Genomic DNA, 13,905 nt, shown 5'->3' on the forward strand with positions numbered 1-13,905 from the left:
CGTAAGGCCGGCCTCGGCGTCGGATCAATCCGGTTGCCAAAAAGCCATAATTGCTTCACCTAGATCCCTCTTCGACACTCGGCATTAAGAATTGGGTCAACGCTGAATGCGCATTTCATACGTCTTCCTTGGTGCATTTCTTGCAATCGCGCCGTCCGCCTATGCCGACGTTGCCTCGCCTCCTGTTCTGGAGCCGCTGAAGCAGCAGGCACAGGCCGCACAGTTGAGCGCAAAATTTCTGACGCGCTACAGCTACAAGCCCGTTCCGCTAGATGACGCCTTGTCGGCCAAGATCATGGACAGCTTCATCGAGTCCCTCGATCCGGATCGTGGGCTCTTCCTGCAGGCCGACATCGACAGTTTCAAACCTGACCGCAACGAGATCGACGACGCCATCAAGAAGAAGGACCTGAAGATCCCGTTTGCGATCTTCAACGTCTATGGAAAGCGTGTCGTCGACCGCATGAACTACGCGCGCGAACTGCTGAAGCAGGACTTCGATTTCACGAAGCAGGAGGATTATTCCCTGTCGCGCGAGAAGGCGCCCTGGCCGCAGTCGGAAGCCGAGAGCAACGAGCTGTGGCGCAAGCGTGTGAAAAGCGACTGGCTACGCTTGAAGCTCAGTGGCAAGACTGATGCGGCCATTCGCGAAACGCTCGACAAGCGCTATGCAAACGCGCTCGAGCGTGCCTCCAAGTACAAGAGTGACGACGTCTTCCAGTCGTTCATGAACGCCTACACGACGTCGGTCGATCCGCACACGGATTACTTTGGCGCCCGGGCTTCGGCCGACTTCGATATCGCCATGAAGCTCTCGCTGGTTGGAATCGGCGCGGTGCTGCAGGAACGGGACGACTACACGACGATCCGCGAGCTCGTGCCTGGTGGGCCGGCGCAGCTGTCCGGCAAGCTTGCGGTCGGAGACCGCATCACCGGCGTTGGGCAGGGTCACGACGGCCCGATAAAGGAAGTGGTCGGCACGCGCATCGATGAAGTCGTGCAGTTGATCCGCGGGAAGAAGGGGTCGGTCGTGCGCCTCGACGTTCTGCCGGCCGATGCGGGAGCAGACGCCGCCCATCGCATCGTCACCCTCGTGCGCGACAAGATCAGCCTCGAAAAGCAGGCGGCGCAGAAGAGCGTTCTGTCTGTGAAGGCGGGCGATACCACCCGCAAGATCGGGGTGATCACTCTTCCGGCCTTCTATGAGGATTTCGAAGCCCGGCGCAAAAGAGAGCAGGATTATCGCAGCGCGAGCCGCGACGTCGCAAAGCTTCTCGAAGAGCTGAAGCAGGAACAGGTCGACAGCGTTCTGATCGACGTTCGCAACAATGGCGGCGGTTCGCTGGACCAGGCGATTGCCCTGACCGGCCTGTTCATCGGCTCTGGACCGGTCGTTCAGCAACGCAGTGGCGACGGCAAGGTCGTGGTGACAAGCTCGGAGTTTCCTGAGCCTCTCTGGTCAGGACCCGTCGGTGTTTTGATCAATCGCGGCTCGGCTTCGGCCTCTGAGATTTTTGCTGCGGCCATCCAGGACTACGGCCGCGGTGTCGTCATCGGCGAGCCCAGCTTCGGCAAGGGCACGGTTCAAACCGTCGTCGACCTCGACCAGATGGTCCGCAACAGCAAGCCTGCGTTTGGCGAACTCAAGGTGACGATCGCCCAGTTCTTCCGGGTCAATGGCGGCACTACGCAGCTGCACGGCGTAACGCCCGATATCAGTCTGCCGGGGCTTTCCGACCCGACGCGCTTTGGCGAAACGAGCTATGATAATGCCCTGCCGTGGTCAGAGATCAAGCCTGCGGATTATATGCCGGCCGATACCGTCACGGCGCTGCTGCCGGCACTGCAGGACCGCCATAATGCGCGCATTGCAAGCGACCCCGATTTCCAGCGCCTCCTCGAAGACATCGCCGACATCAAGGCGCAACGCGAAAAAGGCGTTGTCTCCCTCAACGAAGCCGAACGCCGCAAGGAAATGAAGGATCGCGAAAATCGTCTTAAGGCTCGAGCTCAGGGAAGCGATGGCGAGGATACCGGTGAGGACGATGGATTGAATGCGGACGAACGCAGCCTGAGTGCCGATATCGCAATGGAAAACGCCCGCAAGAACGCAAAGGACGTTCTCCTTGCTGAGGCGACCGCCATTCTGGCCGATGAGGCGGATTTGCAGGAAGGTGGGTTGAAGGCGGCCACGCAGCCACCGGCAAGTGCCACCAGAAAGTAGTCTGCTCGGCCGATGCGCGGGTACTTGAGGAAAGGTCGACAAAGCACTCTTTTGTCGACCTTTTTTGTTTCCCGCGCTCAGCGCAGACGTACAAGCCTATAAAATATCGTTGGCGTCGCTGAGCTGCGAGTAAATGGAGTATGCGCTCAGGAACAGAATGCTGAATACGATTATCGCGCTAAAAAACATAAAAAGGTACATCAATGTGCTCCGAGTAAAATCACCGTACATCCTTGTCCTATTGTTCTTTTGCAGGAACATTACGCTGCAAGAGACCTGATTTTTCCCGGATATTGAATTCAAATGGTAGTCAGCGCGTTTGAGCTGAATTCGTAATGTTTTCACAAGGTGCAGGACCCCAATCGGCGCTCGTCTTTGACAACGAGGGTTCTGGGCGAATGACATGCAATGAGAAGACGAACAGCCATAGAAGGGGCGTGGCAGGGGGTCGGGGAATCGCAAGAATAGTGCCGATCATGCTCACTCTTGGGGGATGTACGACCGTTCCCTTGAAGGAAGCAGGAACGCTTACCTCCTACAGCAACCTCAGTGCTCCGGAGGGGAAGTTCGAGAAGAAGAGAGTCTATTTCAGCAAGGATGGCCTGAAGGACGTCAAAACGGTGAGCATCGCGCCGACGTCTCTGGCCCCGCCTGCTCTGCAGCGTGTCGAGAAGCAGAAGGACCGCCTGCTGGTAACGAACGCGATTGACCGCGCGATCTGCATCGCCATGAGCGAAAAATATCGGATCGTCCCGTTCGGTACGCCCGCAGATCTGACGGTCCGAACGGTTGTTACGGACATTGTCCCGACCGAGCCGTCCGTCGCTGGTGCCGCCAAGGCGATTTCCATCGGCAGTTCGCTTGCCTTGCCGGTCGGCATACCACGACTGCCCTTCGGGCTCGGCGGGCTGGCCGTCGAAGCGGAGGCCGTCGATCGAACCGGCAAACAAACGGCGGCGATCGTTTGGTCGAAGGGCGCGAACTCGTTTACGAGTGAAGCGCGCGTTTCGCAGGTTGGTGACGCCTATGACCTGGCCGCGGCTTTCGGCAAGGATTTCTCAAGAATGGTCGTCGCCGGCAAAGAACCTGGAGATTTCGATCTGTACTTGCCGTCCGTTTATGACATTCGCACGTCGCTTGGTGGGAAACCCGGTTCTGCGATCTGTGAGGACTTCGGGCGTGCGCCGGGTGTGGTCGGCATGATCGGCGCCTCCATCGGAGCGCCGCCGTCCTGGACGGACAGGGGAGGCAAGCTCGCCGTCGCGGCAACCGGAACAGCCGTTTCTGCCGAAAAAACAATCCCTTCCATTGGCAGCCGCTGAGGCGGACTACGCTTGTGTCTCGTAACATTGTCGCAAGGTGGCAATGGGATCCAGGTATCGACAAAACGAGAAATAAACCGAGGTCATTTTATGCGTCTTTTCATTGCAGCGGGCCTGCTGATCGTGCTGGCGGGATGCGAAACGGTAGAATACAGAAACCGTTGTGCCGAGTACGGATTCGTGCCGGGAACCGATGCTTATGCTAATTGCGTACAACGTCTTGATATGTCCGATGAACGCCGTAGAGGACGCGATTACGATCCTCCCGTGTATTCTTACGAGTAATTCCGCAGGGATGACGGATGTTTTAGCGAGGGCTGTTTCGATTAGGATGATTGCGACCTGACTTACGTCGCGTTGTTTAGGATCCTCTTTTGTTTCCTTCATGAATATTCGCATCTTCAAAACTCAATTCTAGTCGACACTGGCAGGCAACATGCGAATTCTGATCGTAGAAGATGATCGTGAGCTGGCGTCTTCGCTCAAGACCATGCTGGAAGCCGCGATCGGCGTTGCGGATGTATTCGAAACGCTTGCGGATGCCGAGGCGGCACTGCTTGCCTTCAAGTTCGATCTCGTGGTCATCGACCGCAACCTACCTGATGGTGACGGCCTGTCGCTGCTGCCGACGCTGCGGCAACTCCGCCCGAGGCCGGCAACGCTCGTTCTGACGGCATTGGACGATCCGACCGATATCGTGTCTGCGCTCGACAAGGGCGCAGACGAATATGTCGGCAAACCATTCGAGCCCATGGAGCTTATTGCACGGGCGCGCGCGGTTCTTCGTCGCTACAGCCTGGACGAGACCGGCTGCACGCAATTCGGCAATCTATCGTTTGATCTCATCAATCGATCCGCCATGATCGGTGCGAACGCGCTGAGCGTTCCGAGACGCGAACTCGCCGTTCTGGAAGCGTTGATCCGGCGGGCAGGGCGCGTCGTGCAGCGCGACAATCTTGAAGCTGCCGTCTATAATATCGACGAGGAGATCGAGTCCAACGTGCTCGATTCCCATGTCTCGCGGCTACGCAAGCGTCTGCGCGAGGGCAATTGCAGCGCAACGATCCGGACCATTCGCGGCATCGGCTACATGCTGGTGCAAGAGTAATGAGGCGTCCGAATTCAATCGCGTTTCCGGTGGCCATTGTGCTCATCTTGGGCATGGCGCTGATGATGGTGATCAGCACCGTCCTCACCGTCGCGGTGTTCCTGTTGACGGATGGGCAGAGCAGGAAAAAAATCGCAGTCGAAAGTGTCGTCGAACTTCTCCAGGATGGTGTGAGCTACGATCACACCGGCAAGTTTGTGCTCGAGGTCGAAGGCGTAATTGCGGAAAAGATTATCAGGCTTTCCGAAGAGCAGTCCGAATTCTGGTACTTTGTCAGTGACGGAACCCAAGCCATCATACACGGTGCCGTGCCGGCATCGGTCCAACACATCATCGATACGACCTCTCCCCAGGTATTCTCCTCTGAGTTTTCTTACATGGCGGGCCAGCAGCAGTTTCTCGGGCTCCGAAAACTGAACGCGGAGGATCCACCCAAACTCGTTGTGGTCGGCGGAGTGACATTTTCGAATGCTGAAACGCTGCTCGTGGTCCTGCGCGAAATTTGGCCGCAGGGGCTTTACCATCTTCTGGGTATTGTTCTTGTTGCCACGGCCACGATCGCTGTCGTTGCTGTCAAGCGCACGATCGCAACCCCTGTAAGAAGGGTTGTCGATTCAGCCGAGCAGATCGACGGGCTTCCCAATGGTCGCCGGATATCGGATCGCGACACTCCGATAGAACTGAAGCCGATGGTTGCCGCGTTCAACACGGCGCTCGGTTGTATCGACAACGCGTTCGAAGCGCAGCGAAACTTTCTTGCCAACGCATCCCACGAATTGCGGACGCCGCTGACCAAATTGCGGTTGAAGCTCGACCTTGTTCAGGACCCGGACGTGCGGGAGATCCTTGTTCGCGACACGGCGCGGCTTGCATCAATCGTCACGACATCGTTGCAGTTGGCGCGTTTGTCAGGCCAGGCGCTGACCTTCACCATGGTAGATCTCGCAGCCATCGCGCGCGCGGCCATTGCCGAGCATGTGCCATCCGTGATGAAGCAGGGCATGGACATCGAGTTCAAAGCAGAGGGGCGGGTCATTGTCCCCGGTTCCGAACCGGCCATTCGCCTGGCCTTGGACAACTTGATCATCAATGCGATGCGACACGCACGCGGAACGGAAGTGCTTGTAGTCGAGGTTCTGCAAGCCCGGATCGTGCGGGTCAGCGATGAGGGCCCAGGAATCCCGGCCGCGGAGCGCGAGAAAATGCTGAGGCCGTTTGTGCGGGGCAATACCAGCGCGAGTGAGGGAACAGGCATGGGACTGGCCATCGTTGCCCAGATTATGACGGCACACAACGGCTCCGTGGCGCTCGGAGAAGCAGCGAACGGCGGTTTGGTCGTCGATCTGGCGTTTCCGAAAACTGCGAAGGAATCCGCGTTTTCGTGATAGCCGCGCCATTGTTCCTTGAAGCCGCTCGCGCACAATCTCTTCGGCTCGCTCACTCCGCCAAATATTCGCGCAACAGCAGGCGTGCACGGTGCAGCCGCGCTTTCACTGCCTGTCGCGAAAGATCGAGAGCCGCGGCGATCTCGTCGATCGTCATCTCCTGGAGGTCGCGCATCAGAGCCACGTCGCGATAGTGCGGCGGCAGAGCCTCGAAGGCCGCTGCCAGATCAAGCCGCAACACATGTTCGGGCCGCTGCACCAGACTTGTTTCAAGTGCGTCCTCGTCTACGGCGGCGATCATGCCGGTACGTCGGGCGAGCCTCAGGCACTCCCGCCGCACCACGCTGAACAACCAGTTCGACAGGGTCGCGAGTGCCCGGATCGCGCCGACATGGCGCGACAGAAGCCAAAGCGTTTCTTGTGTCGCATCGTCGACATCGGCGGTCCGGCAGGTTGCTCGGGCATATCGGCGAATATCCGGCTGCGTCCGCTCGAGCAGCCGGACGATCGCATTGCGATCGCCGTGGCGGGCGGCTTCGAAAGTTTCAGTCGTCACCGCCTTTGTGTTCATGGCTTGATCCGATCATGGATCCCGGCAACGGCGCAGGCCGGGCAATAGCCGATGAGGCCGGTGAGGACGAAGGTGAGGGCCGATACGCCCACCAAGAGGGCGATCCACCCGCTCAGGAAACTGTATGCCATCACAGCCGCGCCAACCCCAAGGCCAATCCGCACGATCTGCTGCCCCTTACCTATATTCTTGCGAAAAAATGCCATGCAACACCTCCGGTGCAAACCGAGACCCATCGTCTCAGTCACAAGAGGCGCGGAACCCGGAAAAGGATTCGCGACGGCACGACTTTTTTCGTGACGGCGGATCCATCGGTACCAAATTTGGGCCGCTGTACTTCTGCCATGGCGCCGGCCAAGTGCTGTTCGGCCGTTGGCCGTCCCTTGACGCCGTCCGCCGAGCGTCTCCGTGCCCTCGATCCGGATTATCTCGCTTGCGAGCCATCCGGGTTCCCAACGGAGATTCCTGTTCGATGAAACGAATACTGGTGACCCTGGTTGCAATGATTGCTCCGATTGCCATGGCTGAGGCTCATGCCGAGCCGCTTTCAAGTGCCTTGGCGAAGGCCTACCACAACAACCCGACGCTCAATGCAGCGCGGGCCGGAGTGCGCGCGAGCGCGTACGACATCGACATCGCACGGTCGGCGATGCATCCGAAAATCACCTGGCGCAGCGGGATCGGGTACAATTCCAGTGCGGCGACCAATCGCGGCACGTTTGGTATCGTTCTCGATCAGACCCTCTTCGACGGCCTGCAGACGACCAACAATGTCGAGGTCAATAAGGCGCGACAGCGCGCCGCCGAGGAAAACACCCGCAACACCGAGCAGAACATCCTGTTCGAGGCGACCGAGGCATATATGGACGTGGTGCTGACGCGCCGCATCGTCGTGCTACGCAAACAGGATCTGGATTTCCTCAAGGAGCTCACGCGATCCGAGATCGCCCGCCACCAAGCAGGCGAACGGACCCGAACAAACATCGCTCAGGCCGAGGCGCGCCGCGCTGCGGCGCAGGCGGAACTGAGCCTCGCCCATGCCGAAGCCAAGCGTGCCCAAGCGACCTACAGGCAGGTCATCGGCGACGAACCGGGCAATTTAACCGGTGGAAAAGTTCCCGTGAAAATGCTGCCCGCCAACATCGATAAGGCGCTGGCGATTGCCGCCAAGCAGCATCCCGCTCTTCTGGCGAAACGGCACCTCGCCGAAGGCGCCATGTTCAATGTTGCCGTCAGCGAGGGAAAGCTCCTGCCGACCGTGAAGGGGGCGATCGGGATTGGCAGAGGTGAGCGCGTGAGCGCGATCGACGCAATGGCGTTCGACGGATCGGCGATGGAGCAAAAGGCGGGCAACGAGCTCAAGGTACCCATCTATCAGGGAGGAAAGGCGGCGGCCGAGGTACGGCGCTCGAAGGAGGACCTCGGGAAATCGAACTTCACCGTCGACGTTCAGCACGCCGAAGTTCAGTCGAAGGCGGCCTCTGCCTGGGCGCAATACCAGGGAGCGCTCGCAACCGCGTCCGCCAACCGGGCCGCCGTCAAGGCGGCAAAAATGGCCAAGGACGGCATGATGGCAGAACAAGCGATCGGCCAGCGCACGCTACTCAACGTACTGGAAGCCCAGGCCGACGTGGTGAAGGCGCAGGTGAAGCTCGCCACCGCTGAGCGGGAGACCGTCGTCGGAGGCTACCGCATCCTGTCGGCCATCGGCAGGCTCGGGGCCAAGGACCTGGGCCTCGTGGCCCGACGGGCGGATACCGAGACACGATGAGCGGACAAGCTCCCTAATGTTGCGCCGTGGCCCTCGCCGCGGTGGATTGCGACATGTTGCGTCTGAGGGGAAATCGGCCACCTATCCAAATGTCTCGATGCCTTCCGTCAGGTCGTACCAGGTATGTCGGCGCGAGGCCCAGAACACGGCGGCGGGCGGCGGGAAGTCCGGGTCGGCAAAGCAGCCCGCGGAGATCATGACCGCGTCCGTCAGCGCCTCCGCCTCCATGTAGACCAGCGTTCCGCATTTCGGGCAGAAGGTCTGGTCCACCCAGCGGCCGGCGTCGCTGCCGCGTCGCCACACCCGGCGTTCCCCTTCGATGCCGATGACGGACGCTCTGGAAAATCGGGCGCGATAGCCGAAGCCCGATCCCGTTGCGCGTTGGCATTCCAGACAGGCGCAGGCGTAGACACGGGCAGGGGGTCCGTTCACGGTAATCTTCAGGCCACCGCAGGCACAGCTTGCCGTTCGCTTTCCGGCGCACTCTAGGGTCTGCGGCCGTCCATTGTCTTTCAGGCGATCGCTTGTGGTCATGGCACGGACCTGGCCAGGGCCGCGCGTTCACGCGACAGATATCTTGCCGCAAACGTGCCAGGCTTCAGAAATATCCGGGCGCGCGCGGGGCCAATGCGCCCGCCGCCGGCAACACCTATATTGGTCATGAACGACAACTCCGGTTGAAAGCTGCCGTCTAATAGGAGCGGTTTTCGGAGCCTGTAAATTACGCACTTTAAAGTAAGCGGTAACTCGAAAGTAGGGAGCGGGGCGCGTGAAACGGTTGCAGCAGGACGATTGTGGCTTCGCATCGGCGCTGAACGCGATCGGCGGCAAATGGAAGACCCTGATATTGTGGGAGGTCAACATCGAACCGCGTCGCTTCGGCGAATTGCGACGTCTTCTGCCGGGGATCAGCGAAAAGGTCCTGGCACAACAACTTCGCGAAATGGAAGCCGATCGTCTGGTTCGCCGCGAGGTTTTTCCGGCCGCCGTTCAAAGGGTCGAGTATTCGGTGACGGAGTTCGGCAAGACCCTGAACGAGGCGGTCACGGTCCTGTCGACTTGGGGCAAGGAACATCAGGCAAGGCTTGCCGCGAAGGGCGAAGGATGTGGCGCCGATCCCGGCCGAAACTGAAACTGCAGTCCTTGGGTGATGGGGAATGGCTGGCATTCGCTCCAGGAGTGATGGCGCAGCGAGACGGGGTGTTCAGCCGTATGCGGCGGCCGGATATGTTTTGGCCGCCGCCGCCATCCCGATGTGAGCCTGGGTGCTAGAAGCCTCAGGCCTTTATGTCGGACAAGCTACGAGTCGTAATGCTCGGGCATTTCCTTGAGTTGATCCTTGGTCCACGTCGTCACGGCGTGGACGTCGCCGTCTTCGTCACGCATGAAATCGAGATCGGCAAGCGGCACGGCAACGGGTTTTGCTCCGATGCCCAGAAACCCGCCGACGTCGATGACGACGGTGCTCGCTGTGCCGACGCCGTGGACGTGGTCGACCGTGCCGACCTTATCGTCGTCCGCTCCGTAAACCGTTGCCCCTTCCAAAATCGCCGGTGTCAGTTCCGTGGCTGCAAGGCGTACGTGACCAGTGTGATCCATCTTCGTTGCTCCTTTGACTTGATAGTGGGAGAACCGACTCGAGCGCAAACGGTTCCATCACCGTGTCACAGGTTCAAGCACGGGCATGAGTTTCTAGAAGGGCTGCGAATGTCGCGTCATCGCCGTGCCGGCGGGGGGCCAACGGAGTTGCGGATGACGAGGTCAGGCCGCAGCAGGATTTCGGTTTCGGAGGGCGCGCGGTCTGAAAGCAGTTCCAGAAGCAGCGCCATCGCGTGTTTGCCGATGGCGGTGCGGGGCTGGCGGATGGTCGTCAGCGAAGGCGTCATGAAACTCGCTTGCGGGACATCATCGAAGCCGGTGACGGAAAAATCGTCAGGGATGTCGTAGCCGCGGGCGCGCAGGCCAAGCGTCACGCCAAGTGCGGTCTGGTCGTTGACGCACATGAAGGCGGTCGGCAGGTCGTCACGCATGAAGAGTTGTTCGAGCGCCAGCCTGCCGCTTTCCACCGTGCCGTCGCCTTCCATGATCAGACGGCTATTGATGGCAATATCGGCCGCTGCAAGCCCCGCTTCATATCCCTGCCGCCGGCGACCATAGGCAAGGCGGGTGTTGGAATCGCCGATGAAGGCGATGCGCCGGTGGCCTTCGGAAATCAGGAGATCGACGACTTTGCGAGCGCCCTCGACGTCATCGACCCCGACATAGGGGATGCCGCCGTTAAAGACCGGCTCGAAAACGCCGACGGTCGGCGGCAGCCGCGCCGTTAGCGTCTGATGGCCGAAGGGAAGGATGCCCGTAAACAGGATCATGCCCGCCGCCTGGTTGGAATTGAAGAACTTCAAATATTCCAGGCCACGCTGGGCGTCGTTCTGCGTATGGCCGATCAGGACGCCGTAACCATGCGCGCGCGCTTCGTTTTCGAGACCCACAAGAATGCTGGAAAAGTTCGGATCACCGATATCCGGTGCGACAACGAGGATCATGTTCGACCGCCCGAGCCGCAGGCTGCGCGCCATCGCATTGGGCGTGTAGCCGGTAATCGCGATCGCCTGGTTTACCTTGAGGCGCGTCGATTTGGCTACCTTTTCCGGCATGTGAATGGCCCGCGATACGGTCGCGATCGACACTTCGGCGATCCGTGCGACGTCTTCAATGGTTGCGGGCTGGGAATTGGACACACTTGGCCTCGGGATTTGCTGCGAGGACGTTACACAGGTTCGCCCGACGGTCAAACGAAGAAGCCAAAAAAATTGTCGAGCAATCACGATGTAAACCTTTACATCGGCGAGTGTAAAGGTTTACATCATTGAAATAGCGGTGGAGGCCGCAGGGAGGGGATAATGACCACGGAGCATGTCGACGGGGCTCCCGTCGTGCTGTCGGCGCGCCGCATCAGCAAATCGTTCAGCGGCGTGCAGGTCCTGTTCAGCGTCGATTTCGAGCTTCGCCAGGGCGAAATCCATGCGCTCATGGGCGAGAACGGGGCTGGAAAATCCACGCTGGTGAAGATCCTGTCGGGCTTCGAGCAGCCGACATCGGGCGAGATCCTGCTTGACGGGAAGTCGACGAAGCTGCCGGCCAATGGCGCTGCGGAAGCGCTCGGCATCGTCATCATCCACCAGGAATTCAATCTTGCCGAACATCTGACCGTTACCGAGAGCCTGTTTCTCGGCCGCGAGGTAACCCGTTTCGGCGTGCTCGACCGCAAGTTCATGCGCGCCGAGACCCGTCGTGTGCTCGATCTCCTCGGTTCGCATGTCGATGAGAGCGCGATGATCGGATCGCTCTCGATTGCCGAAAAGCAGATGGTCGAGATCGCCAAGGCCATCAGCCGCGATGCGCGCGTCGTGTTCATGGACGAGCCGACGGCTGTGCTGTCGCGCGAGGAGACGAACTTCCTGTTCCGGCTGGTGCGCAAGCTGCGCGACAAGGGAACGAGCTTCGTCTTCGTGTCGCACAAGCTCGACGAGGTGATGGAACTGACCGACCGCGTGACGGTGCTGCGCGACGGCCAGTGGATCAAGACGTCGCCGACCTCCATTCTCGACGGCGAGGCGATCGCCCAGCTGATGGTCGGGCGCGAGCTGTCGAGCCTTTATCCCGCAAAGAACGAGCCGGATGTCGACGAAGACGTGGTTCTGCGCGTCGATGCGGTATCGACCGGCTATGTCCGCGACGCGAGCTTCGAGGTGCGCCGCGGCGAAGTCCTCGGCTTTTCCGGCATGATCGGCTCAGGCCGGACGGAGCTGATGGAGGCGATCGTCGGCTTGCGCGCGCGCACGGCCGGCGAGGTGCTGGTGCGTGGCGAGCCGGTGCCATCCGGCGACGTGCATGCGGCCAACAAGGCTGGCCTTGCCTATATGACCAAGGACCGCAAGGCCAAGGGGCTCCTGCTCAATGCCGGCATGATGGCGAACCTGACGCTGCAATCGCTCGGCCGCCACAGCCGCCTCGGCTATCTCGATCCCGGCAGCGAAGAGGCGGCCCTGGTCAAGGCGCGGCGTCGCTTCGACATTCGCGTGCGGGACGACAGGATCGTAGCCGGGCGCATGTCCGGCGGCAATCAGCAGAAGCTGCTTCTCGCCAAGGTCATGGAAACCGACCCCAGCATCATCATCATCGATGAGCCGACGCGGGGCATCGACGTCGGCACCAAGCAGCAGATCTATCACTTCATTTCGGCGCTCGCCCGGGATGGCCGCTCGATCATCGTCGTCTCCTCCGAGATGCCGGAGATCATTGGCCTTTGCAGTCGCGTCGCGGTCATGCGGGAAGGCCATATCGCCGGCATTCTCGAAGGCGACGAGATCTCCGAACAGGAGATCATGCGTTACGCCGCAGGCCTGAAGAAAAAGACGGCGGCTTGAGCCGCATCAGCGGCGCGGCCGACGGCAACAACAACAAGATTCCCGACAGATGGGGGAGGTTCGATTGGACATGAGCGTGAACCAGGAAGGCAGCCAGGAAGCCATCCGCCGCCGCAGCTGGCGTGACATTGATCTGAGGGCAGTGGCGCCATTCGTTGCGCTGGCGTTGCTTCTCTTGGTCGGCGCGCTGGTCAATCCCAATTTCATCAGCATCACCAACCTCGCCAATGTCGCCACCCGAAGCGCCTTCATTGCGATCATCGCGGTTGGCGCGACCTTCGTGATTTCGTCCGGAGATCTCGACCTCTCCGTGGGCGCCATGGTCGCGTTCATCGCCAGCCTGATGATCCTGTTCATGAACTCCGGCGTCATTGCCGATCCGGTTCTCATGCTCCTGGCGGCAATCCTCTTTGCCATCGTCGCCGGTGCGCTTTGCGGCCTCACCAACGGCCTGATCACCACCGTCGGCAAGATCGAGCCCTTCATCGCGACACTCGGCACCATGGGCATCTATCGCGGGCTGACGACTTGGCTCTCGCAGGGCGGAGCGATCACGCTCAAGGAGCCTGAGCTGCAGGAAATGTACCGGCCAGCCTATTTCGGCACGATCGCCGGCGTGCCGGTTCCGATCGTCGTCATCCTTGCGGTGACTGCTGTTGCTGCCTTTGTCCTCTACCGCACGCGCTACGGTCGCCACGTCGTTGCTGTCGGTTCCAACCGCGACGTTGCCCGCTATTCGGGCATCTCCGTCAATCGCGTGCGCACCATCGCCTTCGTCATTCAAGGGCTCTGCGTTGCGGTCGCTGTTCTCCTCTATGTGCCGCGCCTCGGCTCGACCTCGGCCACGACGGGCATTTTGTGGGAGCTGCAGGCGATCACCGCCGTCGTCGTCGGCGGCACGGCGCTGAAGGGCGGCGCAGGGCGCGTCTGGGGCACGATCTGCGGCGCGTTCATCCTCGAGTTGGTCGGCAACATCATGCTGCTCTCCAACTTCATCAGCGAATATCTGATCGGTGCCATCCAGGGCGCGATCATCATCATTGCGATGCTCGTCCAGCGTTCGCTGGTGCGGAAGTCGTGAGACGGCCGGGCCTACA

Annotated in this window: 13 protein-coding genes; 8 read left to right on the top strand and 5 right to left on the bottom strand. The window is 60.3% G+C overall.

What is annotated here, in order from left to right:
- Positions 1 to 106: 106 nt before the first annotated feature.
- The 4 genes from FA04_RS31600 (at position 107) to FA04_RS31620 (ending at position 6,039) form a co-directional block, all read left to right on the top strand.
- A complete protein-coding gene (locus FA04_RS31600) occupies positions 107 to 2,224 on the top strand; it encodes a carboxy terminal-processing peptidase (protein WP_034798128.1) in 2,118 nt (705 codons plus the stop codon).
- A gap of 509 nt (positions 2,225 to 2,733) precedes the next feature.
- Positions 2,734 to 3,546 (top strand): DUF3313 domain-containing protein, encoded by an 813-nt coding sequence (locus FA04_RS31605; protein ID WP_234798825.1) that lies wholly within the window; start codon positions 2,734 to 2,736, stop codon positions 3,544 to 3,546.
- A 436-nt stretch (positions 3,547 to 3,982) separates the two neighbouring features.
- On the top strand, positions 3,983 to 4,654 hold the full coding sequence (locus tag FA04_RS31615) for a response regulator transcription factor (RefSeq protein ID WP_034798131.1): 672 nt from the start codon (positions 3,983 to 3,985) through the stop codon (positions 4,652 to 4,654).
- On the top strand, positions 4,654 to 6,039 hold the full coding sequence (locus tag FA04_RS31620; RefSeq protein WP_051659399.1) for a sensor histidine kinase: 1,386 nt from the start codon (positions 4,654 to 4,656) through the stop codon (positions 6,037 to 6,039). Before FA04_RS31615 ends, FA04_RS31620 begins: the two co-directional genes overlap by 1 nt.
- 52 nt (positions 6,040 to 6,091) lie before the next feature.
- Here the strand turns inward: FA04_RS31620 and FA04_RS31625 are convergent, their stop codons facing one another.
- A complete protein-coding gene (locus FA04_RS31625) occupies positions 6,092 to 6,610 on the bottom strand; it encodes an RNA polymerase sigma factor (protein WP_034798132.1) in 519 nt (172 codons plus the stop codon).
- On the bottom strand, positions 6,607 to 6,816 hold the full coding sequence (locus tag FA04_RS31630; RefSeq protein ID WP_034798134.1) for a YgaP family membrane protein: 210 nt from the start codon (positions 6,814 to 6,816) through the stop codon (positions 6,607 to 6,609). The genes FA04_RS31625 and FA04_RS31630 overlap by 4 nt, the downstream gene beginning before the upstream one ends.
- Positions 6,817 to 7,043: 227 nt before the next feature.
- On the opposite strand from FA04_RS31630, the gene FA04_RS31635 reads away from it, so the two are divergent.
- A complete protein-coding gene (locus FA04_RS31635; RefSeq protein WP_167550731.1) occupies positions 7,044 to 8,381 on the top strand; it encodes a TolC family outer membrane protein in 1,338 nt (445 codons plus the stop codon).
- Between the two features lie 81 nt (positions 8,382 to 8,462).
- Here the strand turns inward: FA04_RS31635 and FA04_RS31640 are convergent, their stop codons facing one another.
- Complete coding sequence (locus FA04_RS31640) at positions 8,463 to 8,915, bottom strand: GFA family protein (protein WP_082573047.1); 453 nt, start codon at positions 8,913 to 8,915, stop codon at positions 8,463 to 8,465.
- Between the two features lie 235 nt (positions 8,916 to 9,150).
- Here FA04_RS31640 and FA04_RS31645 point away from each other — a divergent pair, with 235 nt between their 5' ends.
- The gene (locus FA04_RS31645; protein ID WP_034798136.1) at positions 9,151 to 9,513 is read left to right on the top strand and encodes a winged helix-turn-helix transcriptional regulator; all 363 of its coding nucleotides are present in this window, start codon (positions 9,151 to 9,153) and stop codon (positions 9,511 to 9,513) included.
- A 167-nt stretch (positions 9,514 to 9,680) separates the two neighbouring features.
- Here the strand turns inward: FA04_RS31645 and FA04_RS31650 are convergent, their stop codons facing one another.
- Both FA04_RS31650 and FA04_RS31655 read right to left on the bottom strand, forming a co-directional pair.
- A complete protein-coding gene (locus FA04_RS31650) occupies positions 9,681 to 9,980 on the bottom strand; it encodes a PRC-barrel domain-containing protein (protein WP_034798138.1) in 300 nt (99 codons plus the stop codon).
- Positions 9,981 to 10,096: 116 nt separating this feature from the next.
- Positions 10,097 to 11,119 (bottom strand): LacI family DNA-binding transcriptional regulator, encoded by a 1,023-nt coding sequence (locus FA04_RS31655; protein ID WP_034798140.1) that lies wholly within the window; start codon positions 11,117 to 11,119, stop codon positions 10,097 to 10,099.
- 162 nt (positions 11,120 to 11,281) lie between these two features.
- Here FA04_RS31655 and FA04_RS31660 point away from each other — a divergent pair, with 162 nt between their 5' ends.
- Positions 11,282 to 12,808: a sugar ABC transporter ATP-binding protein gene (locus tag FA04_RS31660; protein ID WP_034798142.1), complete on the top strand. Its 1,527-nt coding sequence runs from the start codon at positions 11,282 to 11,284 to the stop codon at positions 12,806 to 12,808.
- Positions 12,809 to 12,878: 70 nt separating this feature from the next.
- Positions 12,879 to 13,889: an ABC transporter permease gene (locus FA04_RS31665; protein WP_034798144.1), complete on the top strand. Its 1,011-nt coding sequence runs from the start codon at positions 12,879 to 12,881 to the stop codon at positions 13,887 to 13,889.
- The last annotated feature ends 16 nt before the right edge of the window (positions 13,890 to 13,905 follow it).

Origin of the sequence: Ensifer adhaerens (assembly GCF_000697965.2) — a bacterium.
GTDB classification, from domain to species: Bacteria; Pseudomonadota; Alphaproteobacteria; order Rhizobiales; family Rhizobiaceae; genus Ensifer; species Ensifer adhaerens.

Bases quoted from the DNA above. Each gene is read 5' to 3' on its own strand.
- FA04_RS31665 (WP_034798144.1), top strand. From the start codon at position 12,879: ATGAGCGTGAACCAGGAAGGCAGCCAGGAAGCCATCCGCCGCCGCAGC.
- FA04_RS31600 (WP_034798128.1), top strand. From the start codon at position 107: ATGCGCATTTCATACGTCTTCCTTGGTGCATTTCTTGCAATCGCGCCG.
- FA04_RS31625 (WP_034798132.1), bottom strand. From the start codon at position 6,610: ATGAACACAAAGGCGGTGACGACTGAAACTTTCGAAGCCGCCCGCCAC.
- FA04_RS31650 (WP_034798138.1), bottom strand. From the start codon at position 9,980: ATGGATCACACTGGTCACGTACGCCTTGCAGCCACGGAACTGACACCG.
- FA04_RS31640 (WP_082573047.1), bottom strand. From the start codon at position 8,915: ATGACCACAAGCGATCGCCTGAAAGACAATGGACGGCCGCAGACCCTA.
- FA04_RS31615 (WP_034798131.1), top strand. From the start codon at position 3,983: ATGCGAATTCTGATCGTAGAAGATGATCGTGAGCTGGCGTCTTCGCTC.
- FA04_RS31660 (WP_034798142.1), top strand. From the start codon at position 11,282: ATGACCACGGAGCATGTCGACGGGGCTCCCGTCGTGCTGTCGGCGCGC.
- FA04_RS31620 (WP_051659399.1), top strand. From the start codon at position 4,654: ATGAGGCGTCCGAATTCAATCGCGTTTCCGGTGGCCATTGTGCTCATC.
- FA04_RS31630 (WP_034798134.1), bottom strand. From the start codon at position 6,816: ATGGCATTTTTTCGCAAGAATATAGGTAAGGGGCAGCAGATCGTGCGG.